This window comes from Kribbella sp. NBC_00382, from assembly GCF_036067295.1.
Taxonomy (GTDB): Bacteria; Actinomycetota; Actinomycetes; order Propionibacteriales; family Kribbellaceae; genus Kribbella.
This window is the reverse complement of the sequence record NZ_CP107954.1, coordinates 4385388-4411487: the sequence shown is the minus strand read 5'-3', so window position 1 is coordinate 4411487 and position 26100 is coordinate 4385388. Positions and strand designations below refer to the sequence as shown.

Here is a 26100-nt window from a genome sequence, read left to right as displayed (position 1 = left end):
TACCGCTGACACTGTAGGAGTGCTACATGATCGATCTGGGCCGCTTGCGCGCGCTGCACGCCGTCGCGACGTACGGCTCGGTCGGCAGCGCCGCCGAGGCACTCGGCTACACACCGTCGGCGGTCTCGCAGCAACTCGCCAAACTGGAGCGCGAGACCCGGACGACCCTGATCGAGAAGCGCGGCCGCGGGATCGTCCTCACCGACGCGGCCCTGCAGCTGGCAGCCACCGCATCGCAGGTTCTGCAACTGGTGGAGAGTGCCGAGCTGTCGCTGGAAGAACAGCGCGGCCAGGCGATCGGCTCGCTGGCGATCGCCGCCTTCCCGACCGCCGCGCGCGGCCTGCTGCCGGCCGTGCTGCCCCAGCTGATCCACGACAACCCCGCACTCGACGTCACCGTGACGGAGACCGACCCGGTCGAGGCCGTCGCCGCTGTCGCCCGCGGCGAGATTCAGATCGCCATCGTGCACGACTGGCACAACACCCCACTCGCGATCCCCGAGGAGCTCTCCCGCGTCAAGCTCGGCTCCGATCCCGCCGACGTCCTGGTCCCCGCCTCGCATCGCCTGGCAGGCAAAGAGGTCGTGCGCGCCGAGGACCTGGTCGGCGAGCGCTGGATCTGCCAGCCGGCCGGTTCGATCTGCCACGAGTGGCTCGTCCGCACGATGCGCAAGGCCGGCGTGCAACCGGAGGTCGCCTACTCCATCGCGGAGTACCAGACCCAGCTCGCGATGCTTGCCCGGGGCATCGGTATCGGCCTGCTCCCCCGGCTCGGCCGCGGAACCCTTCCGGACGGCGTGATCGCGCTCCCGCTGCAGCCCGCCCCCAGCCGCCGCCTGTACGCCGTCTGGCGCACAGCCACCGCCCGACGCCCCGCCATCGCCGTCACCCTCGCTGCCCTCAAGGCCGGCTGGTCCGCTCGCGACACCGCCTGACTCCTCCCGCGTCAGGGGTCGGCCAAGCATCGATGTTCCGCCCCACGGGATTTATCCCTGTCACGCTTCGCGACCAATTGACAGCACTCGGCATGGGGGCTAACTTTCCGGGAAATCTATTAGGAAACTTTCCTAATAACTAGCAAGGACCTCTCTCGTCCCCGCCCCTGACGCAGTAGGAGGAACCATGAAACGCCCCCATCGGTTCGCCCTGATGTCGACTCTCGCACTCACCGCGACAGCCCTCATCACCACCACCGCAACCGCCGCCGCCGACGTCAGCACGGCTGCCCAACTGAAGACAGCACTGACCAATGCCAAGCCGGGCGACACCATCAAGCTTGCCGACGGCACCTATACCGGGAACTTCAAGGCGACGGTCTCCGGTACCTCCTCAGCACCCATCAAACTCACCGGATCGGCCAAAGCCGTGCTCACCGCCGGCGGTGGCTACGGCCTCCACCTCAACGGCGCGAGCTACTGGCAGGTGTCCGGCATCACCGTCACCGGCGGTCAGAAGGGCATCATGATCGACAACGCCACCCGGGTCGTGATCGACGGTGTCACCGTGCACGGCCTGGACATGGAAGGTGTGCACTTTCGCAACAGCAGCACCTACGGAACGCTCAAGAACTCGAAGATCTACGACACCGGCAACGACGGACGCGGGATGGGTGAAGGCGTCTACGTCGGCAGCGCCGGCGGCCTGGACGACAAGTCGGACAATGTACAGATCCTCGACAACACGATCGGGCCGGACGTCGGCGGCGAAGCGGTCGATCTGAAGGAAGGCACCAAGGGCGGCCGGGTCGCGGGCAACAGCTTCGACGGCCGCGGGCTGACCGGCGCGAACTTCGACGACAGCTGGCTCGATGTCAAGGGCAACAACTACGTGATCGAGAACAACACCGGTAAGAACACCACCAACAACGGCTTCGAGACCCACACGCAGGAGGACGGCTGGGGTTGCGGCACGGTCTTCCGCAACAACAAGTCCGACCTGACCGGCGCCACCGGAGCCGGCCGGTACGCCTTCAACATCACCAACTACAACGCTTCCACCTGCAAGGTCACCATCGACCGCTCGAACACCATCACCGGCGGCAAGGCCCTCACCAACCCGGGCATCCCCGTCACCTGATCCCACTGATCCGTACTCCGGTCGCACCGCCCCGTCGACCGGAGTACGGGTCAGTTGCTGACCAGCTGGTGGAGCTTGGCCTCTGATTCGTCGTCAGCCGGGGTGTAGGTGGTCATCCGCATGCCGGCCGCCTGACTGACCCACAGCGTCACCGCCTCCACCCGCATGAGACCGATCCGCTCGTTGTCGAGCACCTTGATCCTGTTGCTCGGCGCGGCCACGTCGTACCGCTGCCAGAGCTCGGCGAACAGCGGCGAGTTCGCCAGCAGCCGCTCGGTCAGGTCCCGCCAACTGGGTTCCCCCAGGTGCTCGGCCGAGGCGGCCCGGAACCCCGCGACCATGTGTTGCTCGATCGACTCGTGGTCGATGAACGCGCAGCGCCATTCGTCCGACACGAAGGTCAGCCAGAGCAGGTTGCGTTCCTCGAGCGGGATCTTGGTCAGGTCGAGGATCACCTTGCAGAAGGCGTCGTTGACCGCCAGTACGTCGTACCGCGAGTTCAGCACCTGTGCCGGGTACGGGGAGAGCTGGTCGAGCAGCTTCTGCACGGACGGCGGGAGTGCTGAGCAGTCGCTCTTGCCGGGGCCGAGCGCGATCCCGGCCAGCGTGTAGAGGTGGTTGCGCTCCAACCGGTCGAGCCGGAGCGTTCGGGAGATCGCCTCGAGCACCTGGGCCGACACGTTGATGTCGCGGCCCTGCTCCAGCCAGGTGTACCAAGTCACGCCGACGCCCGCCAGTTGAGCGACCTCTTCGCGCCGCAGGCCCGGAGTACGGCGTCGTCCGCCGGGGGCGAAGCCGACCTCGTCGGGCTGGATCCGCTCCCGCCGGCTGCGCAGGAACGCCGACAGCTCGCGCCGTCGCTCATTCTTGTCGGTGGCGACTGGCATGCTGCTCAGGAGACTCACACCCCTATCGTGCGGGTTGGCTCTGCCGCAGAGAAGCCTGGTGCCGGGTGCTGTCAATACCAGGATAACCAGGCTCTCACCACCAGGCTCGCGACGAGCACATGCTGGGTCCATGACAGACCAGCTCCAGACCGCCCGGGTAGTTCCCAAGTCCTCATCACCACTCGGCCCCGTCGCCCTCACCACCCTGCTCTTCGGCGCCTTCCTGCCGATGCTCTCCTTCTTCATCATCAACGTCGCGCTGCCCGCGATCGGCTCCGACCTGCACGCGAACGCCGGTGAGCTGCAGCTCGTGGTCGGCAGCTACGGCATCGCCAATGCGACTCTTCTCGTGGTCGGCGGCCGGCTCGGCGACGGCTTCGGCCGCAAGCGGCTGTTCCTGATCGGCATCGTCGGCTTCACGATCATGTCGCTGATCTGCGCGATCGCGCCGACCATCGGCGTACTGCTCGCCGCCCGCGTCGTGCAAGGTGCCGCCGCCGCGGCGATGACACCGCAGGTGCTCGCCTCGATCAGCAGCCTGCTCACCGGCGAACACCGCGCTCGCGCGATGGCGATGTTCGGCGTCGCGGGTGGATCCGCCGCCGCACTCGGTCAGATCCTCGGCGGTGCTCTGGTCGAGGCCAACGTGTTCGGCCTCGGCTGGCGTGCGGTCTTCCTGGTCAACGTCCCGGTCGGTCTGATCGCGATCGCCGCGGCAGTGAAGCTTCTGCCCGAGACTCGCGCCGCCAAGGCCCAGCGGGTCGACCTGGTCGGTGCCGGTCTACTAGCGCTCGCACTGGTACTACTGCTGCTGCCCCTCACCGAGGGTCGCCCGCTCGGCTGGCCCACCTGGACCTGGGTTTCGCTAGCCGCGACGATCCCGGCCGTCGCGCTGCTCGGCGTACACCAGCATCGCTCCGAGAAGGCCGGTACCGCGCCACTCATCCCACCGTCGGTACTACGCCTGCGCCCCATGCAGATCGGATTGCTGCTGGCCGTAGGGTTCTTCACCACCTTCGGCGGGTTCATGTTCGTCTTCGCGCTGGCCACCCAGGGTGAGGCCGGGATGTCCCCACTGCAAGGCGGACTGAGCCTGCTGCCGATGTCGGTCGGCTTCCTGATCACCTCGATCTACGGGCCGCGTCTGCAGCAGAAGTACGGTGCAGGGCTCATCCTGCGCGGCTGGATCGTGCAGGCAGTCGGGTACGCCGCACTAGCGGTGGTTGCCCTCACTGTGTGGCCAGACGTGACGCCGTGGACGCTCGCGGTCCCCATGCTGATCGCAGGGTTCGGCAGCGGCCTGGTCATGGTGCCGCTGATGGGTGTTGTCATCGGACAGGTGCCGGCTGCCCAGGCGGGTCTCGGTAGCGGCATCCTGCTCACCAGTCAGCAGACCTGCCTCGCACTTGGCGCGGCAACGGTCGGTACGGCGTACCTGTCGCTGGCGGGCACGTCCTGGGGACAGGGCGGCGCACTGGCAGCAGTAGCGCTGGCCATCACCGCCATCTCGCTACTGATGACGCCGGTGACTCACCAGCTGCGTACTAAGTAGTCCAGTGGGCTGGGCGGGTTACTGCCTTTGGGAGCTTGGTCTTGGAGTCGCCTCGGGCAGCGTTGACCTGGGACTGGGTGAGGAACAGTGAGCCGGTGAGGTCAGCGCCTTCCAGCCTGGTGTCGCGGAGGTCGGCACCGATCAGGTCTGCTTGGCGCAGGTCGGCCTCGCGGAGATCGGCCGCGATCAGGTAGGCGCCCCGGAGATTGGCACTGCGCAGGTCCGCGCCGCGGAGTTTGGCCCCGAAGAGGTCAGCTCCGCGGCGCTCCTTCTTCTTGCCGGGCTTGCCGCGCACTAGGGCACTGGTCTGCAGTAGCAGTTCGTTGACCTTCGCGCGCTCGCCTTCGAGGTCGACTGTGGTGACATCCGGTTCCAGCGTTAGGTTCTCGATCCGCTCGCTTGCCTCGCGCAGGTCGGGGTGGATCGCCTTGGTCTGCGGCAGTTCGAGCGCCTCAGTCAAGTACCAGAGAAGTTCGTGCAGTTGGCGCATGATCGGGAGCGCCTCGAACAGTTTCTGGCCTGGTTGCTCGCGCCAGCTAGTGCCCGCTTGCTGGGAGATCTTCTGGCCGGCGCCGAAGCAGTCGTAGACCGTGCAGCCCTGGAAGCCCTTGCTGCGCAGCTTCTCGTGGATGCCGCAGCCGAAGTCCTCGCGCAGGTTCAGGCAGGGCTCGCCGGCCGCCTTGTCGATGGCGAAGTCGGCCGACTTCGAGAAGGTCAGCGCGACGCAGCAGAGGCCGTAGCAGCTACTGCAGTCCGCTCTGAGATCTGCCCTGAGATTTTCTGAGCCGGGCACCCGGTCAGTTCTGTTCGGCGGCCGTCTGGCCGGTGCGGCGCCAGCGGATGCCGGCCTCGATGAACTCGTCGATCTCGCCGTCAAAGACACCGCTGGTGTTCCCCGACTCGTAGAGAGTCCGCAGGTCCTTGACCATCTGGTACGGGTGCAGCACGTAGGAGCGCATCTGGTCGCCCCACGAGCCCTGCACGTCGCCACGCAGCGAGTCGATCTCGGCCCGCTCCTCGGCCTTCTTCAGCGCGAGCAGCTTCGCCTTCAGGATCACCATCGCGCTGGCCTTGTTCTGCAGCTGCGACTTCTCGTTCTGGCAGGAGACCACGGTGCCGGTCGGGATGTGGGTGATCCGGACCGCCGAGTCGGTCGTGTTGACGCTCTGCCCACCCGGGCCGGACGAGCGGTACACGTCGATCCGCAGCTCTTCGTCCGGTACGTCGATCTCGTCGGTCTGCTCCAGCACCGGGACCACCTCGACCGCGGCGAACGAGGTCTGCCGGCGGCCCTGGTTGTCGAACGGCGAGATCCGGACCAGCCGGTGGGTACCCGTCTCGATGCTCAAGGTGCCGTAGGCGTACGGGGCCTTGACGCCGAACGTCGTGGACTTGAGGCCGGCCTCTTCGGCGTACGACGTGTCGTAGACCTCGGTCGGGTAGCCGTGCCGCTCGGCCCAGCGCAGGTACATCCGCTGCAGCATCTCGGCGAAGTCGGCCGCGTCGACGCCACCGGCGCCGGAGCGGATCGTGACGAGGGCCTCGCGTTCGTCGTACTCGCCGGAGAGCAGGGTGCGGACCTCGAGCGACTGGATCGCCTTGGCCAGCGAGCCCATCTCCTTGTCCGCCTCGGCCAGGGTGTCCGCGTCGTTCTCGTCGCGGCCCATCTCGACCATGATCTCCAGGTCGTCGATCCGGCCGCGCAGCTTGACCACCCGGTCGAGGTCGGCCTCGAGGCGCGACAGCTTCGAGGTCACCTTCTGCGCGTTCGCCTGGTCGTTCCACAGGTCGGGCGCGGCGACCTGTTCGCCGAGGTCGGCGATGTCGCGGCGCATGCCCTCCAGATCGAGAACTTTCTCGATCGAGGTCAGGGTCGCGTCGAGTTGCTTCAGGTCAGCGTCGAAATCAGGTCCAGCCACAACCAAGCAGCGTACCCGGTCGGCGTCCCAGGCCGGGAATTCAACCCTGCCAGCCGTGCTTCAGCGCCCCGAACACAACGTCGGCCGCCTCCTCCATAGCCTCCTCGTACCGCGCCACCTGACTGGCCTTGGGCAGCTCGGGCAGGACCCGTGCGAACTCTGCCTCCAGAACTTTCTGAGCCGCCTGGTACTGCGCCGCGATCACCCGCGCGCCGAGCGGATCGAGCTGCGGATACCGGTCCTGGAGCGCCTCCACCATCTGGACCTCCATCTCCTCGGCGTTCTTCCGCCGTCGGGCCAGCAGCGCTGGACTCTCCTCGATGGTCCGGGCGAAGGCCTTCCAGGTGACCAAGTGCTGCGACTGCAGCCGCATCCGGAGCTCGTCCAGGTAGTACTGCTCGAGCACCTCGATCACGCCGGCACCAGGGTCGGCCTCCCGGATCGCTCGCACCGGCCCCAGCCACCAGGCGTCCTCGTCGAAGAGCAGATCCTCCTTCGTCGGGAAGTGGTTGAAGACGGTCTGGACGGCGACGTCTGCCGCCTTGGCCACCTCGGCGACGGTGACGTGATCGAACCCGCGCTCCATGAACAGCCCGGTCGCCACATCGGAGATCAGCTGCCGGGTCTGCAGCTTCTTCCGCTCCCGCCGTCCCTGGATCTCCATGGACAGCAGCTTAGCGGGCATGCTTTACTTCATCCATTCTTGTAGCCACTACATGTTTGGAGTCACACCATGTCTATTCTCGTCACCGGCGGTCGCGGCAAGATCGCCCGCGCCGTTCACGCCGGCCTGGTCGCTGCCGGCCACGACGTCCGGGTCGGTAGTCGCGAGCCCGCCGACCTGCCCGGCGCCATCCCGCTCAACACCGCCCACCCGGTCTCGCTCGCCAACGCCCTTGACGGCATCTCCCAGGTCTTCCTGTACTCCGACCCGTCGACCGCCTCGCTCTTCGTGGAGGCTGCCGAGAACGCCGGCGTGAAGCAGGTCGTCCTGCTCTCGTCGCTGTCGTCGCAGGCCGCGAACTCCGATGCAGCCGCCGATCCGCACGCTGAGGCCGAGCGCGTCATCACCGACGGCGCCTACGCGACCACTCGGTTACAGCCCGGGACCTTCATGTCCAACGCGATCTACTGGTCGTACCAAGTCCGCGCCACCGGTCAGATCCGGTTGCCGTACCTGGAGGCCGAAGAGGCCCCGATCCACGAACTCGACATCGCCGACGTCGCCCTCAAGATCCTGCTCGACGGCCCCGGCGGCGCGCACGACGGCCGTGCGTATCCACTGACCGGTCCCGAGTCGATGACCCGGCGCCACCAGATCGAGCTGATCACCGAGGTCACCGGCGTACCGATCGAGGCTGTCGATCTCACTCCCGAGCAGGCCTTCGTCGAGATGGCGAACACCATGCGCAACCCGGCGCAGCTCGCCTCACTGATGGCGTACTGGGCGTCGCGCGTCGGAAGCCCCCATCCGCTGGAGCCCAACGTCGAGCTGCTCACCGGCCACTCGGGTCGCACCTTCGTCAGCTGGCTCCGCGACAACTTGAACGTCTACAGCAATTGATTGTTGGTTAGGGCAGGATCGAATCGATGTAGCCGCCGTCCACGCGGATGGCGCCGCCGGTGGTGGCGGAGGCCTTGGTGGAGCTGAGGTACACGACCAGGTTGCCGATCTCGGCCGGCTCAACCAGGCGCTGGATGAGGGAGTGTGAGTCGTCGAGCTCCTCGCTGCCAGGCCCGCGCGTGGGGCCGGCCAGTACTGAGTTGACTGTGACCCCGGTACCGGCTGCCGCCTTCGCGAAGCCGCGCGTCACCGCGAGCAGAGCGGTCTTCGTGACACCGTTGTGGACCATGTGGAGTGGGGTGGCCACTGCTGATTCGGCGGCGATGCTCAGCACTCGGCCGAAGCCGCGCTCCATCATCCCGGGCAGGTACTGGCGGATCAGGCGGACAGCCGAGAGGACATTCACTTCGAAGTACCGGCGCCATTCGTCGTCGTCGATCTCGAACACCGGCTTCGCGCCGTAGATCCCGAGGTTGTTGACGAGGATGTCGAGTTCGCCGACCTTTGCTTTCAGTTCGTCGGCGCCGGCTTGTGAGGCGAGGTCGGCTGCTACTGCGGTGACCTCGGCTTCTGGGACTTCCTGGCGGATGGTGCTGGCTGCCCGCTCAGTCTTCTCCTGGGTTCGTCCGTTGACCACCACCGCGGCGCCGGAGCGCGCGAGCTCGGTCGCGATCGCCAGCCCGATCCCTTGACTGGAACCCGAAACCAGCGCTCTTCGCCCGGTCAGATCGATGTTCATTGGGGACTTAGGGGAGGATCGAGTCGATGTAGCCGCCGTCCACGCGGATGGCGCCGCCGGTGGTGACGGATGCCTGGGTCGAGCTGAGGTAGACGACCATGTTGCCGATCTCGGGCGGCTCGATCAGGCGCTGGATCAGCGAGTACGGCCGGTGTTCCTTCATGAACTGGCGTTGCGCCTCGTCCCACGGCAGGTCGTCACCGACCAACTCGCCGACGAACTCCTCGACGCCGGGCGTGTGGGTGGGGCCGGCCATCACTGAGTTGACCGTGACCCCAGTACCGGCCGCAGCCTTCGCGAAGCCACGTGTCACGGCGAGCAGGGCGGTCTTCGTCACGCCGTAGTGCACCATCTCAAGCGGCGTCACCACGGCCGAATCGCTCGCGATGTTCATCACCCGCCCGAAACCGCGCTCCATCATCCCCGGCAGGTAGTGCCGAATCAGCCGAACCGCCGACAGTACATTCACCTCGAAGTACCGCCGCCACTCATCGTCATCGATCTCTAGCACCGGCTTGGCCCCGAAGATCCCAAGGTTGTTGACAAGAATGTCGAGCTCGCCCACCTGTGCCTTCAGCTCATCGGCACCGGCTGCCGTCGCCAGATCAGCCGCCACAGCCATCACATCGGCCGCTGGAACTTCCTGCCTGACGGCGTCGGCAGCCTGCTCAGTCTTCTCCTGGCTTCGCCCGTTGACCACCACCGCAGCCCCCGACCGCGCCAACTCGGTAGCGATCGCCAGCCCAATCCCCTGGCTAGACCCCGAAACCAACGCCCGCCGCCCACCCAGATCGATGTCCATAGCCCCCACTCTGCCCTACACCAACCACCGACCACCTGCCTTCGCCAAGCGAGTCGGCGCGCGCGATGCGAGGCTGCCCGATACCTCGCTGTTGACGAGGTAGGGCGCGGTTGCTGGGCCCACGCTGATCGACAACATGGGTGACGCTCCGGCGACAACAGGGATGGCGCTCTGGCGATAGCTAGGAGTCAGTCGAGCGGTCGACCAGGTGGGCGGTTGTTGGTCCGGGCTGGGGGCTATCTGATCGGTACTACGGCTGCTGCGTCTGAGGCGATGTCGGCGGAGCCTTGCCAGCCGGGTGGTTCGAAGGGGAGGTCGACCGTTGAGGTCAAGGTGACCGTCACGGTCGTACCGGTGACGTCCGCGGACCAGTCCAACCCGTCGAAACGGTTGCTCGCGGCAACGTTGTCCAGGTACTCCGCGGTCAGCCGACGCGCCTCGTCTGGGTCGAGCTCGGCATTGCCCTCACCACTGGGCTGCGCGTAGATCGCCGCCAACCCGTTGGCCGCCGCCAGCACCGCGCCATCAGCAGTCGCGTCGAGCTCCCGGCGTACCAGAAACACCTTCGAGATATCAGTGACGACCACGATCATCATCAACACAATCGCCGTGAACCCGATGATGAGCACCGTCATCTGCCCCCGCTCATCCCGCTGCCTGCCCGCGTCGCCCAGCCGCCTGCCCGCGCTGCCTAGCCGCCGTCGCATCCGCTTCGACCGCCTTCGCATGCTGCGTTGGAGCCGGATCATCCGTCACCCTTGGCTTCGCGGTAGTCGCCGTACGACTCGGTATGCGAGGCGCTGATGTGGATAGCCGGGCGTTCGCCACCGAGCGCATCCGGGATGAGCGGCAGCGGCACCTCGGTGTTCAGCTCGACCGTGACGGTGGAACCCGGCTGCAGACAAGCAGGATTACAACTGATCTTGAGCTGGTCAGGGCTCAGCTCCATCCCCTGATCCTTCATCGCAACCCGCGCCGCCTCGAATGCACGCTCCCGCGCCTCATCCTCCGACAACCCATCCGGCACGATGATGAACGCCCGCCCCGCCGCCCGCGTCGCAGCAGTCGCCCCGTACGAAGCCCGCTGCACATCAAAAACCCCGAGCATCACGTAGATCAACGGCACCATCAACAACAACGCCAACCAGGAAAACTCCACCACCGCATTCCCCCGCTCCCCCCGCCCAGCCTGCCCGCCTGCCCCGAGCTGCTCACCTGCCCCGGGCTGCCTGCCTGGCCTCAGCTGCCCGCCTACCCCGGGCTGCCCGCCCGACCCGAACTGCCCACCGGACCCGAGCTGGCCGCCTGGCCTCGGCTGCCCGCCTGACCCGGCCTGCCCGCCCGGCCCGGACTGCCTGCCTTGCAGGAGCTGGGTCGGCGAACCAGCCTCGACCGCCGACGCACGCCCAACCACCCTCGGCATGGGCCTGCCTCGGCGTGTCGGGGCAATTCGCGAGGGTTGTGCGTGCGTAGCGATCCGGGACGGTCGGGAGGTCATTCGCCCGTCTCCTTGACCGCGTGGCCTTCGACGGTGAAGCCGATGCCAGGTCCCCACAACCCGAGCGGCGGCATGTGTGCTTTGACCACGACCAGTACGCCGGGTTGCCCGTCCACCTCGGTCGCCTCGCCCTCCACCGAGTCGATCAACTCGTTGCGCACCACCCCGTCGATCAACTCGCGAGTCCGCGACTCACCATCGCCAGGCTCGCGATTGAGCACCGCTGCATAGTGCGCCCCCTCAGAAGCCGCCGCAGTCACCGTGTTCCGCACGTACAGAAACAGCCCCACCTGCAGAATCCCCAAGAACAACGGCACAACCAGCATCGACACCATCACAAAGTCCACCACCGCAGCACCGCACTCGCCCCGCCGCCGACGCCCCAGGCGATCCGGTGCAGCTCCGGGCCGACTCAGAGGGCTGACCACCCCCGCATCGGCTGACCGCGCCGAGACATACCGCCGTACCTGGAGTTCACCCGCGCCAGCCGCCCGCACGGCGACTACATTCGGGCGGCCCGCCTCGCTGGCCGAGCTTGTCGGCGCATGCCGCCGCACCGCTCGCGCCTCAAGCAGGCGGAGCGGTTGCGGGTGGTGGGGTGGGCTCATTTGTTGCTGACTGAGTCCAGCGCTGTCTTCAGCATCTCCTTGAGTTGGTCGGCTGCCAGCGCCCAGATCGCCACCACGAGGCCCGCGGTCATCACGGTGATCAGGACCCAGCCGGGGACGTCGCCGCGTTCCTTCGCGGCCGGTCTGGGCTTGGTCACCAGCGCTACGAACAGTCTGGTCATCAACAGGGACATGGCATCTCCTCAATTCACCCGGCGATCAGCCGGATCCCGACAGCGCCTGGATAGAAGGCGAAGGCAATGGTCACCGGGAGCACGAGAAACACCACCGGAATCATCATGGCGACCTCCCGGCGGGCACCCGACTCGATCAGCTCGCGGCGGCTCGCTTCGCGGATGTCACCCGCTTGGGCGCGCAGTACGTCGGCCAGCGGCGTACCGCGCTCGAGCGCGACCGCAAGCCCATCAGCAAAACGCGACAGTGCAACCAGTCCGCTGCGATCCGCCAACGCATCGAGCGCCCGGACCAACGGATCGCCGGCGCGCGTCTCGGCGAGCACTCGTTGCAGCTCATCGGCCAGCTCGCCGCGGCACGACCTGGCGACCCGGTCCAGAGCAGCAGCCGGCCCTTCACCGGCCGCGACCGACAAGGCCAGCAGCTCGGCGACCGTCGGCAACTCGGCCAGCAACCGGCGTTCGCGGCGACTCACTTGGCTGGTCAGGTACGTGTCGCGGGACAGTACGCCGATGACCGCAAGGAAGCAGGACAGCACCAGCAGACCGATCGGATTCCCGATGCCGAGCGACAACGCGACCAGTGCGATCACCAGCCCCACTCCGAACCCGACGGCGCCCCAGAGCACCTGCTCGATCCGGAATTCCTCAACAGTACGGTCGATTCCGGCCCGCGCCAGCCGTCGCCGGATCGACACCGCCCCACCGAGGATCCGCTCGAGCCGCTGAGCACCCGCCCGCAATGACGGACCGAAGAGCCGGACGATCGCATAGAACGGCGAGCCCGAGTTCACCACGCCGCGGAACACGTCCGACCCGCCGATGTCACGCAGGTACGGCCCGATCCGATCGTCGACAGACGGCTTGCGCAAGAACGGCAACCGACGCACCACCAGCAGCAACCCGCCACCAAGCAACGCACCGAGGAACGCACCCAGCACCATCGGACTCACCGCAGCCACCCCTCGCCAGGAAAGGCACCCAGGACCATCGGACTCATCGCGGCCACCCCTCACCGCGGATGGCGCCAAGACTCATCGCAGCCGCCCCTCGCCGGGAGCGGCGCCCACGACTAGCGGACTCATCGCAGCCACCTTCACCGCGGAAGGCGCCTAGAACCGTCGGACTCATCGCGGCTGCCCTCCGCGGGGAATGACGCCCGCGACCATCAGGCTCATCGCAGCCACCCTCACCGAGGAACCGTGTCGCGACCGCTTTGCGGCGATCGGGGAAGGCATCGAGATGCATCGGACTCATGGCGTCCGCCCCTCAGCGAGGAGGGCGTCGAGAAGCGTTGGGGTCATCGGAGCACCCGCTCGGGTTCGGGGAGGCGGCCGATTCTTAGCATCAGGCGGTAGGCGATGACGCAGACGATGGCGCCGACGCCGACGATCAGCGCGCCGACGGGTGAGTTGTAGCGCTGGATCACGTCACCTTGGAAGGACAGCATCGCCAGGACCAGCCAGGGCGCGGCTACTGCGACCCGAGCGCCGTTGACCGACCAGGACTGTCTGGCCTCCAGCTCGGACCTGGTCCGTGCGTCGTCGCGCAGGAAGCTGGATAGCGACCGCAGTAGCCGGCCGAGGTCGCCACCACCGACCTCCCGCGCGATCCGCAGCGCCTCGATCACCCGGTCACCGACCGGATCTGCCAGCCGCGCCTTCAACCGGTCAAGCGAATCAGCGAAGCGACCCGTCGACGCATAGTCCGACCCGAACCGCCGGAACGGCTCCCGCAACGGCAACGGCCCTCGCTCCCCCACCTGAGCGAGCGCCTCCGACAACGACAACCCAGCCCGTACTGCTGAAGCGATGTTGTCGACCACATCGGGCCACAACTCGCGGAACTCAGCCAGCCGCTTGCGCGCACGCCCCTTCAGCAAAGCGACCGGCGCCCCACCAGCCATTACCCCGAAGACCAGCCCGATCGGCAACGCCGCCGAGACGAGGAACATCAGCACGAACGCGACAAACCCCGTGATCACACAGGCCCCGATGAATGCAGCCGGCGTCACGCCGTCAACCCCAGCCGCGGCGAGCAGGTCGCGGCTACGAGTCACCAGGCGGCCGTCCGTACTGGCCCTCACCTCGCGTGGCGCGACGAAGGTCCAGACGATCAGCAGCACGCCGACACCGAAGAACAGACCGAGCAGAAGCCCCATCAGCTCAGTCCTCCCGGTAGCTCGGTGAGCAGGCCGGCCGGGGAGTACCCACGTTGCAGGAAGCGCTCGGGGTGCGGCAGCTGACCCTCGGCGCGGCGCAGCTGGCCGTCGACGGTGGCGAAGAGGTTTTCGGTCTCGATCGCCTGGCCCTCGATCCGGCCGCTGACCGCGAGGATCTCGCGCACCCGCCGCTGACCGTCGTGACTGATCCCGAGATGGACGACCAGGTCGACGCAACCCGCGACGGTCGGCAGTACGAACCGCGAGCCGATGTTTTCCCCAGCCAGCAGCGGCAGCGTGCACATTTTGGTCAGCGCCTCGCGGGCGGAGTTGGCGTGGATCGTGCACATGCCAGGGAGGCCGCTGTTCAACGCCAGCAGGAGATCAAGGCATTCCTCGCCGCGCACCTCTCCGACGATGACCCGCGAAGGCCGCATCCGCAGCGACTCCTTGACCAGGTCGCGCAGCCGGACCTCGCCGGTCCCTTCGAGACCCGCCTGCCGGGTCTGCATCGAGACCCAGTCCGGGATCGGCAGCTTGATCTCGAAGACCTCTTCGCAGCTGATCACCCGCTCGCTGCCGGGGATCGAACCGGACAACGCGTTCAGCATCGTCGTCTTGCCCGCCTGGGTGCCGCCGGAGACCAGGATGTTGAGACCGCAGGCGACAGCCGCGTCGAGCACCGCGGCGGCGTGCTGGGTCAGCGAGCCGAGCGCGACCAGGTCGGCCAGCCGGGTCGCGCGGACGGTGAACTTGCGGATATTTATCGCCGCATAGCGCTGGGTGATACCGCCGAGCACGATGTGCACCCGGCTGCCGTCGGGCAGCCGCGCGTCGGTGAACGGCTGGGAGACGTCGATCCGCCGGCCGGTCGTCTTCAGCATCCGCTCGACCAGGTCGCTGACCTCCTCCTCGGTCAGCACCGTGGTGGTCAGCTCGTGCCGGCCCTCGCGCGCGATGAAGACGCGGCTCGGCTCGTTGATCCAGATCTCCTCGACCGCCGGGTCATCGAGATAACGCTGCAGCGGGCCGAAGCCGGCCACCCGGTCGTGCACCTCCCGGCTGACCGCCTCGAGGTCACCGATCGGCGGCACGATTCCGGTCAGGCTGCGCTCGTCGTACTCCTTGACGACCGTCGCCACGATCGCGACCACCGCGCCCGGATTGCGCAGCGGGTCGATGCCCTCCCGCCGGACGAGATCACGGACCTGGGCATCGATCAGCTCGACCGCGTCGCCCCCGCCGTACCGGCGTGGGGCAAGTCTGTCGGCTGTCATCGTCTCCCCGTGAGCATCTCGTCCGGCGACCCGTCCGGTCACCCTGAGCGACATCCTTTCAACCCGGGGCCCACCGGCGCCAGCCCGATCCCGGCGGCCTGTGGATAACCGTGACACGCCAGAGGTTCACCGACCGTATCCAGCCGGTCACCTTACGGTCCACCCGGTTGCAGCTTGTTGCAGCGCTTGGTACAGCTCGAACAAAGCCGCCGGATCGGCGGAGCTGCCGCTGTAACAGGCCGGTTGGCCCGATGCGTCGTACAGGGTGAGACCACGACGAGAGGCAGCAATGAGACCGACGACCGATGAGTTCGAGGAGTTCGCCAGAGCGCGAACGCCTCATCTTTACCGGACGGCCTGGCTGCTGGCGGGCGATCGGCATCACGCCGAGGACCTGGTCCAGGAGACGCTGGCGAAGATGTACCGGGCCTGGAAGGGACTGCACCGGATCGACAATCCGCCGGCCTACGCGCAGACGGTGCTGGTGCGGACCTTCATCTCGCAGCGCCGCCGGCGCAGCTGGACCGAGCAGCCGACCGCCACGATGCCCGAGCGCGCCGAACGCCCTGGTGACGTCGAGCTGCGGTTGTCCCTGCAGAACGCGCTGGCCGAGCTGGCGCCCCTGGATCGAGCGGTGCTGGTGCTGCGGTTCTTCGAAGATCGCAGCGTCGAACAGGTCGCGCTGGATCTCGGCAAGAACGCCGGTGCGATCAGGACCCGGACGTCCCGTGCTCTGGACCGGCTGCGCGCCGTCCTCGGCGCGGACGTCGACCACCTGATCGCTCTCTGAGAGAAGAAGGACCCGATGAAGAACCTGAACGACACCCTGCCCGAGCTGATGCATCGGGCCACCGAGAACCTCGAACCCGAGTCCAGTGACCTGGTCGAACGCGGCATGGCCCGCGGCGTGACCCTGCGCCGCCGTCGCACCGCGCTGATCAGCTTCACCGGCGCGGCCGCGATCGTTGCCACGGCCGGCGTCATCGTCGGCGGCAGCCAGCTCTTCGCCAAGGACACCCCGCCGGCACCCGCTGGTACTGCGACCAAGCAGCAGGCCACGATCACCAAGCAGGCACCGAAGCCGGTCACCATGAAGGAAACCCAGGCGACGCTGACCAAGCTCCTGCCCGCAGGCCTCAAGGTCACCAAGGCCCAGGTCTGGGACGACGGCGGGGGCTACCAGGCAGAGCTGATCGTCAACGACGGCAAGGGGCTGTCCCTGCTCAGCCTGGCGATCAGACCAGAGTGGGGGAAGAACCAGGGCTGCTCGGACCAGAAGCCCGGCACCTGCGCCCCCCGCGCGGACGGCTCCGTGCTCACGGTCGTGAAGGAGGAGGTCGACGAGCGGATTCCTGGCGTCCTCACCAACCGCATCTACCTCGTCCGCCCCGGCGGCGAGTCGATCGCCCTGTCGAGCTTCAACGGCCCCACTGTGACTCGAAGCGGCGCCATCACGGTCGAGAAGTCCCGTCCCAAGCCTGCTCTGACCACCGCCGAGCTGACGACGATCGCGGACAGCAAGCTCTGGCGCTTCCCGCCCCAGCCGCCGAAGTCGACCGATCCGGGAAAGCCTCTGCCGACGAGTCCTGGCACGAGCAAGCCCCCAGTACCGGTGCAGGAGACCCTGCAGACACTCAAGAAGGTGCTGCCGAGAGGTTTGCAGGTTACTCAGCCGGCAACCCGAGGCGGCCTACCTGAGGACTACAACGCGGCATCCGTGCTCGTCAACGACGGCAAGGGCCTGTCGTACGTCGGGGTCTTCATCACGTACGAGGTGCCGACGATCAAGAAGTGTGGCGTAGAGGGCTCACCCAGCCACTGCACGGTACGGGCGGACGGGTCCGTTGCCGGCTGGATCAAGAACGAGCCCGAGTACAGCGACGCTCGGCAGGCCAAGGAAGGCGTACTGGAGAACATGGCCGACATCTACTACCCGGACGGCCGCCATATCAGCATCACCAGCTACAACGCGGTTGAGGAGAAGGGCTCCAAGCACACCCGGCCGAAGCCTGCCATCAGCGCCGAGAAGTTGCTGGACATGGCGGGGAACAAGGACTGGAAGTTCCCCGGCACCAAGCAGTAGAGGCTCTCTCGTCCGCCGCTGGTCGCCTGAGGGGTCGGTCAGCGGTGGACGAGGGTGTGTTCGAAGGCGTAGCGCGAGGCACGGAACAGGTGGGAGCCGTACTCCACCGCGCGCCCGTGGTCGTCGTAGGTGATCCGTGTGGTCGCCAGCAGCGGATAGCCCGGCTCTTCCATGAGGAGCCGGGCTTGCTCTGCAGTAGCGGGCTGAGCTGAGATCGTCTGGTGCGCCACCTTCAGGCGCACCCCCTCTGCCCGGAGCAGCTCGTACAGCCCGCGCTCCGCCAGGGTGTTCGGGTCGGTGTCGAGCATCTCCGGGGGCAGCCAGTTGCGCATCAGGGCCAGCGGCTCGCCGTCGGCCCGACGGAGCCGCTCCAGGCGCAGTACGCGATCGCCCTGCTCGCATTGGAGCGCTGCGGCGACATCTGGGGTCGCTGGGGCGATACCGAACCGCAGCACCTCGGTCTGCGGCTTGCGGTGGGCCGCGGCGAGGTCGTCGTACAGGCTGGTCAGTTCGAGGCTGCGGCGGACCTGACCGGAGTTGCCGACCACCTGTGTGCCGACGCCGCGCTTGCGGACCAGCAGGCCCTGGTCGACCAGCCGGGCGATCGCCTGGCGGACGGTGGGGCGGCTGAGGCCGTACGCCTCGGCGAGGTCCACCTCGTTGCTGAGCCGGGAACCGACCGGGAGGTCACCGCCCTGGATCGCCGCTTCGAGCTGCTGTGCGAGTTGTACGTGAAGCGGGGTGCGGCTGGTGCGATCTACGCTGACCTGGACGGTGCTCATGGGCACATCTTGGGGTGTCGAGGGCGCACCGTCGAGTCGAAGCATGGATTTGATCAGATCTCTTCCAATCTTGGGGTGCTCATCCGAGCTCGTCCAGCTGGACCGGGCGGCGTTCCTCGTGCGACTTCATCGCGGCCAGCGCGACCTTGAGGGCGTTGCGGGCGTCCTCGCCGGTGACCGGCGGCGTCGAACCGGTCCGGATCGCGTCGGCGAACTGGGACATCTCCGCGACGTACGCGTCGGTGAACATCTCCTCGTCGCTGCGCAGCGTCTGCTGGCTGATCCCGTGCTCGCCGTACCGCAGCATCGGACTGTTCGCGTGCCGGCCGGCCGTCACCATGCCCTTCGAGCCGAACACCTCACCGCGCACGTCGTACCCGTACAGCGCGGAGAAGTTCGCCTCCGCGGTCGCGATCGCGCCGTTGTCGAAGCTGAGCATCACCGCGGCCGTGTCGATCAGCCCGGTCTCCTTGTACTGCGGGGCGACCAGCGCATCAGCACGCGTGTACACCTCGACCGGCCGGCCACCCGGGTTGAGCCAGAGCAACGTGTCGAAGTCGTGGATCAACGTCTCGCGGAAGATCGTCCAGGGCTTGATGCCGGCCGCGTGCGTCATCCCGCCCGGCCAGCCGGGATCGCGGGTGACCGAGCGCATCAGCTGCGGCGTACCGATCTCGCCGTTGACGACCGCGGCGTGCGCGGCCGCGAAGTCGCTGGCGAACCGGCGGTTGAAGCCGACCTGGAAGACCACCCCCGCTTGCTTGGTGGCGGCGATCGCGCGATCCATCTCGGCCAGCTCGAGCGACGCCGGCTTCTCGCAGAAGACCGCCTTGCCGGCCTCGGCGGCGCGGACCGCCAACTCGCTGTGCACCTTCGCGATCGAGGTGATCGCGACGGCGTCGATCTCGGGATCCTTCAGCACGTCGTCGATGTCGGGATACGCCCGCGCGTCGTACTTCGCCGCGAGGGCCTCGGCCACATCGACCCGCGGGTCGACCACTGCGGCCAGCTCGGCGGCCGGGACTCTGCGCGCGACGTTGCCCGCGTGCATGGTGCCGATCCGGCCGGCGCCGATCAAGGCGATCCGGATGACTTGCAGCCCATGGTCGGTACGCATGTGGTCGATCTCCTCATGACGTCTGGTGTGCCCCGTTGTGACGAGCAACTACTAGTAGTAGCAACATCTACTAGAGCGCTCTAGTCACGAGCTAGCGAACACTGCTTTGATGGGCCCGTCAAGACTTCTGCGCCGTAATCGTTTTCGTTCCAGTTGGAGGTATCCGTGCCCCGCGCCACGATGGAGGATGTCGCCCGGCTGGCCGGGGTGTCGCGGGCGCTCGTGTCGATCGTGTACCGCGATGCGCCGGGCGCCAGCGATGCGACCAGGGCGCGGGTACTGGCCGCAGGGAACGAGCTCGGCTACCGGCCCGACCATCGGGCCCGGCTACTGGGCCGTACCAGAACGCGACTGCTCGGCGTGACCTTCGACGTCCGGGCGCCCTTCCATGGTGAATTGGTCGAAGCCCTGTACTCCGCTGCGGAAGCCGCCGGCTACGACCTCACCCTCAGCGCCGTCGCCCCGTCGCGGGCCGAGTCCCGAGCCGTGCAGTCCTTACTGGACTACCGCTGCGAGGCGCTGATCCTCCTTGGCCCACAGCTCTCCGCATCCGCGCTCTCAGCCCTGGCCGAGTCACAGCCCGTCATCGCGGTCGGCCGCAACGTCAGGGCGGCCGGCGTCGACGTAGTACGGACCGATGACTCGGCCGGCTCGCGGCTGGCCGTGGAACACCTGCTGTCTTTGGGCCATTCGCGCATCCTGCACATCGACGGCCTCAAGACCCCCGGCGCGACGGAGCGGCGTACCGGCTATCGCAAGGCCATGCGTCACGCCGGCCTCGAGCCGGTCATCCAACCCGGCGGGCGCACGGAGGTCGACGGAGCCGACGCCGCCAAGACCTTCCTGAACGACGCCCCGCCCGTCACCGCCGTCACCCTCTTCAACGACCGCCTGGCGATGGGCTTCTTGGACACCATCCGCCAATCCCACTTGGAGATCCCCGAAGACCTGTCGGTGGTCGGCTACGACAACACCACCATCGCCGCGCTCTCCCACATCAGCCTCACCACCGTTGCCCAGAACACCGCTGCCCTCGCCACCCAGACCCTCACGACGGCTCATGCCCGCCTGACCGGCGCCCCATCCACCACGCCTGTAGTAATACCGCCAACTCTCATCGCCCGCTGCACGACCGCTCCGCCACGAGAGGAGTCACCCCGATGACCTGGCTGAAGCCCGAAGACGTCCGCCTGGCCGACCTGCTGACGGTTCTTGAGGACCGTACCGACGCCGCCGACTACCCGTTCGCCGAGGCGATCGAGCAGGAGGTGCCGCTGTACGACGCTGCCCGCATCCGCAAGGAGGATCCGCTGGAGGTCCAGGCCGAGCTGGCGAAAGCGCTCAGTGACGGGCCGGGCATCGTCGTACTGAAAGGGGCCTTCGGCAACGAGGTGGTCGATGCGGCGACCGCCGAGTTCGGCGGGATGATCGAGGAGCAGCATCGGGCCGGAACCGCGGCCGGTGATCACTTCGCCAAGCCGGGCGCGAACGACCGGGTCTGGAACGCCTTGGAGAAGCTGGCATTGCGCGCCCCCGAGGTCTTCGCGGCGTACTACTCCAACGACCTGCTCGCGTTGACGGCAAAGGCGTGGCTCGGACCGGCGTACCAGGTCACATCGCAGGTGAACGTTGTGAATCCGGGAGGTGAAGGTCAGACGGTGCACCGTGACTATCACCTCGGCTTCCAGTCGAACGAGGTCGCGGCTGCCTACCCTGCCCATGTACACAAGCTGTCCAGCGTGCTGACGCTGCAGGGAGCCGTCGCGCACTGTGACATGCCGGTGGAGAGCGGGCCGACCCTCTACCTGCCGCACTCGCACAAATACGAGCTCGGCTACCTCGCCTGGCGGCAACCCGAGTTCGGCGAGCACTTCGTCGCACATCACGTGCAGTTACCGCTGGCCAAGGGCGATGCGGTGTTCTTCAACCCGGCACTGTTCCACGCGGCCGGCAGCAACCACTCGACCGATATCTTCCGGATGGCGAACCTGCTGCAGATCTCGTCCGCCTTCGGCCGCGCGATGGAGACCGTCGACCGGGTCCGGATGGCGGTCACCCTCTATCCCGTACTGCGTACTCTGCGGCACGATGACGCCTTCGATCTGGACAACGTCATCGCCGCCAGCGCCGAGGGATACGCTTTCCCGACCAACCTGGACCGGGACCAGCCCATCGGCGGTCTCGCTCCCCAGACCCAGGCCGACCTGGTCCGCCAAGCCCTCGCCGAGGACTGGCCCGACATCCGGCTGCAGCAGGCCCTCGAAGTGCACGCCGTACGCCGCCGTACGGATGACGTCTGAGCAAGGGAGTATGCATGGAACCGCTTCGCATCGGAATCCTCGGCGCCGCCCGGATCGCGGGTCGCACGATCGCCGAACCGGCCCGGCTGACCGGCGCCCGGCTGGTCGCGGTCGCTGCCCGGGATACCGGCCGGGCGGAGGCGTTCGCCGCCGAGCACGGGGTGGAGCGGGTGCTGGACAGCTATCAGGCGGTCATCGACGACCCGGAGGTCGAGGCGATCTACAACCCGCTCGCCAACGGGCTGCACGGCCCGTGGAATCTCCGGGCGATTGCCGCCGGCAAGCATGTGCTGACCGAGAAGCCGTCGGCGAGCAACGCGGCCGAGGCAGCTGCGGTACGTGACGCTGCGCGCGAGCATGGCGTAGTAGTGATGGAGGGCTTCCACTACGTCTTCCACCCGGTGACTCGGCGACTGCACGAGCTACTGGCGAAGGGTGAGCTCGGGGAGCTGCAGCACGTAGAGGCGACCATGGTGATGCCGCCACCGGCCGACGACGACCCCCGCTGGTCACTGCAGCTCGCTGGTGGCGCAGTGATGGATGTCGGCTGCTATGCGCTGCATGCTCAGCGGATGCTCGCCCCCTGGGGTGGCGGTGCGCCGAAGCTGGCCAGTGCCCGGGCAGGTGAGCGCAAGCGTCTTCCTGGTGTGGACGAGTGGCTCAATGCCGACCTGGTGTTCCCCAACGGGGCTACTGGTGCAGTACGGACGAGCATGGCTGGTGAGGACGTCGACTTCAGCCTGCGGATCATCGGTACCCGCGGTGAGGCCTTCGCACCGAGCTTCGTCCTGCCGCATCTGGACGACCGGGTCACGGTGAAGACCAAGGAGGACACCTGGGTCGAGCGGCTGGGCACCAGGTCCTCCTACACGTACCAACTGGAGGCGTTCGCCGCGCACCTCCGCAACGGCGCACCGCTGATCACGGACGCCGACGACGCCCACGCCACGATGGAGCTCATCGACGCCTGCTACCGCGAGGCAGGACTTCAACCCCGGCCGCGCACAGTGATCGGTTAAACGTTCAGATTTGTTCTGATGACGCCTTGACGCGCACTTATGAACAGTGGCTAACTAACTGGAGCCGTCCAGCCACGAGGAGACTCCATGCGTCGCCGCCCGCTGTCCTTGCTGTCCGTCGTCGGTTTGGTCTCGCTGGCCGCACCGCTCACCTTCGCCTCACCCGCCGCATCAGCCAGTACTCCGCCACCCCTCGTCTCGCCCCATCCCCAGGAGCTGACTCAGCGGGCCGACGGGTTCTCGCTCACCCCTGTGGTCGGGCTGGTCCGCGGCAAGGACTCCGACGCGGACAGCGAGCGCGTTGTCCGGCAACTGCTCGACCGCGCCGGCGTGACGGTGCAGACAACCGACGGCGCCGACCCAGGTACGCCGACCACCATCTGGCTCGGCGACGGCCCCTTGGACGGGCTCCGGGTCGCAAGTAGCGCAGGCTTGCCTGCCGAGGGGTACGTGCTGGCTACCGGTCGCGACGGACGTGGGCGCAACAACGTAGTACTGGATGGCGTTGACACGGACGGCACCTTCTACGCCGCGCAGACGTTGACGCAGCTGGTGCAGGTCCGGCGCGGGAGTGCTTCGGTCCCCGGCGTCGCGATCAGGGACTGGCCGACGATGCGCTACCGCGGCTCGATCGAGGGCTTCTACGGCACACCGTGGTCGCAGGCCGACCGGCTGGATCACGTCGACTACCTCGGCGCGCATCGGATGAACACCTACGAGTACGCGCCGAAGGACGACCCGTACCACCGGGAGAAGTGGCGTGAGCCCTACCCGGCCGACAAGCTCGCGCAGTTGGGTGAACTCGTCGGCCGCGCCCGGCAGAACAAGGTCGACTTCACCTTCGCGCTCTCCCCTGGGCTCGACATCTGCTACACGTCGGAGCAGGACTTCCAGGCGCTGATCGCGAAGTTCGAGGCGCTCTACGCGCTCGGCGGACGGTCGTTCAACGTGCCGCTCGACGACATCGACTACAACACCTGGCATTGCGACGCCGACCGGACGAAGTACGGGACCGGTGGAGCGGCGGCCGGCCGGGCGCAGAGCGAGTTACTGAACCGCGTCCAGCGCGAGTGGGTCGAGACCAAGCCTGACGTCGCGCCGCTGCAGATGGTGCCGACGGAGTACTACAACGTCTCGGAAAGCCCGTATAAGAAGGCATTGCGGGAGCAGCTCGACTCCGACGTCATCGTGCACTGGACCGGCGTCGGGGTAGTACCGCAGACGATCACGGCTGCTCAGGCGGCCGCGGCGAAGGCTGTGTTCGGGCACAACATCCTGATCTGGGACAACTATCCGGTCAACGACTACGCGGCCGGACGGTTGCTACTCGCTCCGTACAGCGGTCGTGAACCCGCCCTCGCCGCCGATGTCGTCGGCGTCATCTCGAACCCGATGAACCAGGCCGCGGTCAGCAAGGTCGCGCTGTACTCCTTTGCCGAGCTCGGCTGGAACCCTGCCTCGTACGACGAGAACGCCTCCTGGCTTCGTGCCCTTACTGAGCGAGCCGATGGCGATCAGCGCACGGTCAACGCTCTGAAGGTGTTCGCCGACCTCAACACGTACGACGGCACGCTCCACTCGGCGAGTGCCCCTGTTCTGCAGGCCGCGATCGACACCTTCTGGCAGACCTGGCGCAATGGCGACCGGGCCGAGGCGATTGCCGTACTCCGGCCCATCCTGAAGTCCGTCGCCGACGCGCCGGCCACGATCCGCGCCGGGGTGGCCGACCCGGCCTTCGCCGCCGAGGCGGAATCGTGGCTCAAGGCAACCGAACTGTGGGGTCAGGCGATGCTGCGCGGCCTCGATCTGCTGACCACCCTTCAGTCCGGGAACGGCGCCCGTGCCTGGACGGCCCGGCAGGAGATCGACGCGCTGGTCACGCAGGCCAAGGCGATCCGGGACAGCAGGCTGCCGCACAGCGGGACGTATCCGCGGATCGGCGAGCGGGTGGTCGACGAACTGCTCGCGGAGATCGGCCGGGTCCACGATCGCTGGCTCGGCGTCGTCCCGGCGCGGGCTGCGTTGACGACGCTCGGTACCTATCAGGACAATGTTCCGGCGCGGATGGTCGACGGCGATCTGAACACCTTCTTCTGGAGCAACGGCACTCCGGCGATTGACTCCGCGGTGCGGGTCGACCTTGGCGAGAGCACGCCGATCGGCGACATCTCTTTGCTGATGGGGAAACCGGGCAGCGTTAGTGACTACATCCACTCTGGCGCCCTGGAGTACTCGGTCGACGGAGCTCATTGGACTGAGTTGACCCGCGCGACCACGGCTGAGGTTCGCTCGACGGCGCCGGCGGGGACCAAGGCGCGCTATGTCCGGTACCGGGCGCTGGCGGCGGATGACTTCTGGGTCGTGGTCCGTGAGTTCTCAGTGCAGACTCTCGGCGGCGGCAAGACGGAACTGACGGCCACCGGTACGCCGGCGCCCGCCACCGGCTCGTCGTACCAGGCAGCTGTCGACGGCAACGTCTCGACGGCCTATGTGGCGGGCACTGCGCCAGTAGCCGGGGATGCCTTGGTGGCGACGCTGTCGGCGCCTCGAGCGCTTGCGGCGGTGACCGTGCTCCAGCGGACGGCTGCTAGCGGTGCCGCCGAGGTAGAGGTGCGCGTTGGCGGTCAGTGGCGTCAGCTTGGCCGGGTAACCAGGCCCTACACCGAGTTGGCGACCAACGGCCTTCAAGCCGAGGCGATTCGCCTTGTGTGGAAGGGCTCGGGCGCTACTCCGCAGGTAGCCGAGCTGATCCCCCGCTGGGCGGATGCACCTTTGGTGACTCTTGCTGTCGATGACACCGACGTCGTGCGCGGTCAAGCCACCACGGTCAACGTCGGTCTGTCCGCGCCCGTGGATGTCACGGGCACGCTCTCTGTCGCAGCTCCTCCTGGCTGGACGGTGCCTGCCGACCAGCAACTCGACGTGGCCCGTGGCTTCACCCGTACGGTCCCCGTCAAGCTGACTCCGCCCGCCGACGCACCCCTCGCGCCCGTCTCCATCCCGGTGACTTTCAAGGTCGGCGGCGAGACCTACAGCAGCACGTTCACCGCGTCGGTCCGTCCGAAGACTGCCACCGTCAACGCTTTGCTGAAACGGCCGGTCACCGCGTCGAGTGTCGAGCCTGGTACATCCTTCTCGCCGGAGCTCGCCGTTGACGGGGATGCGAGCACACGCTGGGCTTCCGGGTACGACGACGCCTCCTGGCTGCAGGTCGACCTCGGCGCTCGCACCCAACTCGGCAAGGTGGTCCTGCGATGGGAGGCGGCCTTCGGATCGGCCTATCGGTTGGAGGTTTCCGACGACGGTACGACCTGGACGACGGCCGCCTCGGTGACCGGTGGGGACGGCGGCACCGACACCGTCTGGCTCGACGCCGCCGGCCGGTACCTCCGGATGCAGGGCGTCGATCGCGCAACGACGTACGGCTACTCCCTGTATGAATTGGAGGCCTACCCGGTCGCGCCGTAACCGTGTTGCAAGTCTGTCCAGACTCGGTCTCAACTCACTCTGAGTAGTCGACCG

25 protein-coding genes are annotated in these 26100 nt (G+C 67.4%); 10 read left to right on the top strand and 15 right to left on the bottom strand.

Going from position 1 to position 26100, the window contains the following annotated elements; all coding sequences use genetic code 11:
- Positions 1 to 26 precede the first annotated feature (26 nt).
- Complete coding sequence (locus tag OHA70_RS21345) at positions 27 to 935, top strand: LysR family transcriptional regulator (protein WP_328320283.1); 909 nt, start codon at positions 27 to 29, stop codon at positions 933 to 935.
- A gap of 187 nt (positions 936 to 1122) precedes the next feature.
- A complete protein-coding gene (locus OHA70_RS21340; protein ID WP_328320281.1) occupies positions 1123 to 2076 on the top strand; it encodes a right-handed parallel beta-helix repeat-containing protein in 954 nt (317 codons plus the stop codon).
- Positions 2077 to 2126: 50 nt separating this feature from the next.
- Here OHA70_RS21340 and OHA70_RS21335 read toward each other — a convergent pair whose 3' ends face one another.
- Positions 2127 to 2981 (bottom strand): helix-turn-helix transcriptional regulator, encoded by an 855-nt coding sequence (locus tag OHA70_RS21335; RefSeq protein WP_328320279.1) that lies wholly within the window; start codon positions 2979 to 2981, stop codon positions 2127 to 2129.
- Between the two features lie 112 nt (positions 2982 to 3093).
- On the opposite strand from OHA70_RS21335, the gene OHA70_RS21330 reads away from it, so the two are divergent.
- Positions 3094 to 4515 carry an MFS transporter gene (locus tag OHA70_RS21330; RefSeq protein ID WP_328320277.1) on the top strand — a complete coding sequence of 474 codons (1422 nt, stop codon included), beginning with the start codon at positions 3094 to 3096 and terminating at the stop codon, positions 4513 to 4515.
- On the opposite strand, the gene OHA70_RS21325 is transcribed toward OHA70_RS21330, so the two are convergent.
- From OHA70_RS21325 to OHA70_RS21315, 3 genes are read right to left on the bottom strand one after another with little or no spacing between them, the layout of a single operon-like run.
- Positions 4508 to 5308 carry a pentapeptide repeat-containing protein gene (locus OHA70_RS21325; protein WP_328320275.1) on the bottom strand — a complete coding sequence of 267 codons (801 nt, stop codon included), beginning with the start codon at positions 5306 to 5308 and terminating at the stop codon, positions 4508 to 4510. The two genes, OHA70_RS21330 and OHA70_RS21325, sit on opposite strands and share 8 nt — an antisense overlap.
- Before the next feature lie 4 nt (positions 5309 to 5312).
- Entirely contained in the window at positions 5313 to 6434 is a 1122-nt protein-coding gene (gene prfB / locus OHA70_RS21320) for a peptide chain release factor 2 (RefSeq protein ID WP_328320273.1), read from the bottom strand.
- Between the two features lie 40 nt (positions 6435 to 6474).
- Entirely contained in the window at positions 6475 to 7119 is a 645-nt protein-coding gene (locus tag OHA70_RS21315) for a TetR/AcrR family transcriptional regulator (RefSeq protein ID WP_328320271.1), read from the bottom strand.
- 48 nt (positions 7120 to 7167) lie between these two features.
- Between OHA70_RS21315 and OHA70_RS21310 the strand changes: the two genes are divergently transcribed.
- A complete protein-coding gene (locus OHA70_RS21310) occupies positions 7168 to 7998 on the top strand; it encodes an NAD(P)H-binding protein (protein ID WP_328320269.1) in 831 nt (276 codons plus the stop codon).
- Between the two features lie 7 nt (positions 7999 to 8005).
- Here OHA70_RS21310 and OHA70_RS21305 read toward each other — a convergent pair whose 3' ends face one another.
- The 9 genes from OHA70_RS21305 to OHA70_RS21265 all read right to left on the bottom strand — a co-directional run bounded on the left by OHA70_RS21305 (position 8006) and on the right by OHA70_RS21265 (position 15277).
- Positions 8006 to 8737: an SDR family NAD(P)-dependent oxidoreductase gene (locus OHA70_RS21305; protein WP_328320267.1), complete on the bottom strand. Its 732-nt coding sequence runs from the start codon at positions 8735 to 8737 to the stop codon at positions 8006 to 8008.
- Positions 8738 to 8744: 7 nt separating this feature from the next.
- Positions 8745 to 9539, bottom strand: coding sequence for an SDR family NAD(P)-dependent oxidoreductase (locus tag OHA70_RS21300; protein WP_328320265.1), 795 nt, complete (start codon positions 9537 to 9539; stop codon positions 8745 to 8747).
- Positions 9540 to 9775: 236 nt separating this feature from the next.
- Positions 9776 to 10288: a Tad domain-containing protein gene (locus OHA70_RS21295; protein ID WP_328320263.1), complete on the bottom strand. Its 513-nt coding sequence runs from the start codon at positions 10286 to 10288 to the stop codon at positions 9776 to 9778.
- On the bottom strand, positions 10285 to 10698 hold the full coding sequence (locus OHA70_RS21290) for a hypothetical protein (RefSeq protein ID WP_328320261.1): 414 nt from the start codon (positions 10696 to 10698) through the stop codon (positions 10285 to 10287). Before OHA70_RS21290 ends, OHA70_RS21295 begins: the two co-directional genes overlap by 4 nt.
- Positions 10699 to 11033: 335 nt before the next feature.
- Positions 11034 to 11387, bottom strand: a complete 354-nt coding sequence (locus OHA70_RS21285; protein WP_328320259.1) for a TadE family protein — start codon at positions 11385 to 11387, stop codon at positions 11034 to 11036.
- A 254-nt stretch (positions 11388 to 11641) separates the two neighbouring features.
- Positions 11642 to 11839 carry a hypothetical protein gene (locus OHA70_RS21280; RefSeq protein WP_328320257.1) on the bottom strand — a complete coding sequence of 66 codons (198 nt, stop codon included), beginning with the start codon at positions 11837 to 11839 and terminating at the stop codon, positions 11642 to 11644.
- A gap of 14 nt (positions 11840 to 11853) precedes the next feature.
- A complete protein-coding gene (locus tag OHA70_RS21275) occupies positions 11854 to 12783 on the bottom strand; it encodes a type II secretion system F family protein (RefSeq protein ID WP_328335178.1) in 930 nt (309 codons plus the stop codon).
- A 356-nt stretch (positions 12784 to 13139) separates the two neighbouring features.
- Positions 13140 to 14000, bottom strand: coding sequence for a type II secretion system F family protein (locus tag OHA70_RS21270; RefSeq protein ID WP_328320255.1), 861 nt, complete (start codon positions 13998 to 14000; stop codon positions 13140 to 13142).
- Positions 14000 to 15277 carry a CpaF family protein gene (locus tag OHA70_RS21265; RefSeq protein ID WP_328320254.1) on the bottom strand — a complete coding sequence of 426 codons (1278 nt, stop codon included), beginning with the start codon at positions 15275 to 15277 and terminating at the stop codon, positions 14000 to 14002. Before OHA70_RS21265 ends, OHA70_RS21270 begins: the two co-directional genes overlap by 1 nt.
- A gap of 289 nt (positions 15278 to 15566) precedes the next feature.
- On the opposite strand from OHA70_RS21265, the gene OHA70_RS21260 reads away from it, so the two are divergent.
- Both OHA70_RS21260 and OHA70_RS21255 read left to right on the top strand, forming a co-directional pair.
- On the top strand, positions 15567 to 16067 hold the full coding sequence (locus OHA70_RS21260) for a SigE family RNA polymerase sigma factor (RefSeq protein ID WP_328320252.1): 501 nt from the start codon (positions 15567 to 15569) through the stop codon (positions 16065 to 16067).
- A 15-nt stretch (positions 16068 to 16082) separates the two neighbouring features.
- Positions 16083 to 17360, top strand: a complete 1278-nt coding sequence (locus tag OHA70_RS21255; protein ID WP_328320250.1) for a hypothetical protein — start codon at positions 16083 to 16085, stop codon at positions 17358 to 17360.
- A 38-nt stretch (positions 17361 to 17398) separates the two neighbouring features.
- Here OHA70_RS21255 and OHA70_RS21250 read toward each other — a convergent pair whose 3' ends face one another.
- Together OHA70_RS21250 and OHA70_RS21245 are read right to left on the bottom strand one after the other, a co-directional pair.
- Entirely contained in the window at positions 17399 to 18142 is a 744-nt protein-coding gene (locus OHA70_RS21250; protein WP_328320248.1) for a GntR family transcriptional regulator, read from the bottom strand.
- A 79-nt stretch (positions 18143 to 18221) separates the two neighbouring features.
- Positions 18222 to 19259: a Gfo/Idh/MocA family oxidoreductase gene (locus OHA70_RS21245; RefSeq protein ID WP_328320246.1), complete on the bottom strand. Its 1038-nt coding sequence runs from the start codon at positions 19257 to 19259 to the stop codon at positions 18222 to 18224.
- Between the two features lie 165 nt (positions 19260 to 19424).
- Here OHA70_RS21245 and OHA70_RS21240 point away from each other — a divergent pair, with 165 nt between their 5' ends.
- From OHA70_RS21240 to OHA70_RS21225, 4 genes are all read left to right on the top strand, one after another.
- On the top strand, positions 19425 to 20423 hold the full coding sequence (locus OHA70_RS21240) for a LacI family DNA-binding transcriptional regulator (protein WP_328320244.1): 999 nt from the start codon (positions 19425 to 19427) through the stop codon (positions 20421 to 20423).
- Positions 20420 to 21559 carry a phytanoyl-CoA dioxygenase family protein gene (locus OHA70_RS21235; protein ID WP_328320242.1) on the top strand — a complete coding sequence of 380 codons (1140 nt, stop codon included), beginning with the start codon at positions 20420 to 20422 and terminating at the stop codon, positions 21557 to 21559. The genes OHA70_RS21240 and OHA70_RS21235 overlap by 4 nt, the downstream gene beginning before the upstream one ends.
- 14 nt (positions 21560 to 21573) lie before the next feature.
- A complete protein-coding gene (locus OHA70_RS21230) occupies positions 21574 to 22578 on the top strand; it encodes a Gfo/Idh/MocA family protein (RefSeq protein ID WP_328320240.1) in 1005 nt (334 codons plus the stop codon).
- Between the two features lie 87 nt (positions 22579 to 22665).
- Positions 22666 to 26046: a beta-N-acetylglucosaminidase domain-containing protein gene (locus OHA70_RS21225; RefSeq protein ID WP_328320238.1), complete on the top strand. Its 3381-nt coding sequence runs from the start codon at positions 22666 to 22668 to the stop codon at positions 26044 to 26046.
- Positions 26047 to 26100 lie beyond the last annotated feature (54 nt).

Excerpts from the sequence above, each read along its gene's own strand:
- OHA70_RS21345 (WP_328320283.1), top strand. The coding sequence starts at position 27 with ATGATCGATCTGGGCCGCTTGCGCGCGCTGCACGCCGTCGCGACGTAC.
- OHA70_RS21340 (WP_328320281.1), top strand. The coding sequence starts at position 1,123 with ATGAAACGCCCCCATCGGTTCGCCCTGATGTCGACTCTCGCACTCACC.
- OHA70_RS21330 (WP_328320277.1), top strand. The coding sequence starts at position 3,094 with ATGACAGACCAGCTCCAGACCGCCCGGGTAGTTCCCAAGTCCTCATCA.
- OHA70_RS21315 (WP_328320271.1), bottom strand. The coding sequence starts at position 7,119 with ATGCCCGCTAAGCTGCTGTCCATGGAGATCCAGGGACGGCGGGAGCGG.
- OHA70_RS21310 (WP_328320269.1), top strand. The coding sequence starts at position 7,168 with ATGTCTATTCTCGTCACCGGCGGTCGCGGCAAGATCGCCCGCGCCGTT.
- OHA70_RS21305 (WP_328320267.1), bottom strand. The coding sequence starts at position 8,737 with ATGAACATCGATCTGACCGGGCGAAGAGCGCTGGTTTCGGGTTCCAGT.
- OHA70_RS21300 (WP_328320265.1), bottom strand. The coding sequence starts at position 9,539 with ATGGACATCGATCTGGGTGGGCGGCGGGCGTTGGTTTCGGGGTCTAGC.
- OHA70_RS21295 (WP_328320263.1), bottom strand. The coding sequence starts at position 10,288 with ATGATCCGGCTCCAACGCAGCATGCGAAGGCGGTCGAAGCGGATGCGA.
- OHA70_RS21280 (WP_328320257.1), bottom strand. The coding sequence starts at position 11,839 with ATGTCCCTGTTGATGACCAGACTGTTCGTAGCGCTGGTGACCAAGCCC.
- OHA70_RS21275 (WP_328335178.1), bottom strand. The coding sequence starts at position 12,783 with ATGGTGCTGGGTGCGTTCCTCGGTGCGTTGCTTGGTGGCGGGTTGCTG.
- OHA70_RS21270 (WP_328320255.1), bottom strand. The coding sequence starts at position 14,000 with ATGGGGCTTCTGCTCGGTCTGTTCTTCGGTGTCGGCGTGCTGCTGATC.
- OHA70_RS21265 (WP_328320254.1), bottom strand. The coding sequence starts at position 15,277 with ATGACAGCCGACAGACTTGCCCCACGCCGGTACGGCGGGGGCGACGCG.
- OHA70_RS21260 (WP_328320252.1), top strand. The coding sequence starts at position 15,567 with ATGAGACCGACGACCGATGAGTTCGAGGAGTTCGCCAGAGCGCGAACG.
- OHA70_RS21255 (WP_328320250.1), top strand. The coding sequence starts at position 16,083 with ATGAAGAACCTGAACGACACCCTGCCCGAGCTGATGCATCGGGCCACC.
- OHA70_RS21250 (WP_328320248.1), bottom strand. The coding sequence starts at position 18,142 with ATGAGCACCGTCCAGGTCAGCGTAGATCGCACCAGCCGCACCCCGCTT.
- OHA70_RS21245 (WP_328320246.1), bottom strand. The coding sequence starts at position 19,259 with ATGCGTACCGACCATGGGCTGCAAGTCATCCGGATCGCCTTGATCGGC.
- OHA70_RS21235 (WP_328320242.1), top strand. The coding sequence starts at position 20,420 with ATGACCTGGCTGAAGCCCGAAGACGTCCGCCTGGCCGACCTGCTGACG.
- OHA70_RS21230 (WP_328320240.1), top strand. The coding sequence starts at position 21,574 with ATGGAACCGCTTCGCATCGGAATCCTCGGCGCCGCCCGGATCGCGGGT.
- OHA70_RS21225 (WP_328320238.1), top strand. The coding sequence starts at position 22,666 with ATGCGTCGCCGCCCGCTGTCCTTGCTGTCCGTCGTCGGTTTGGTCTCG.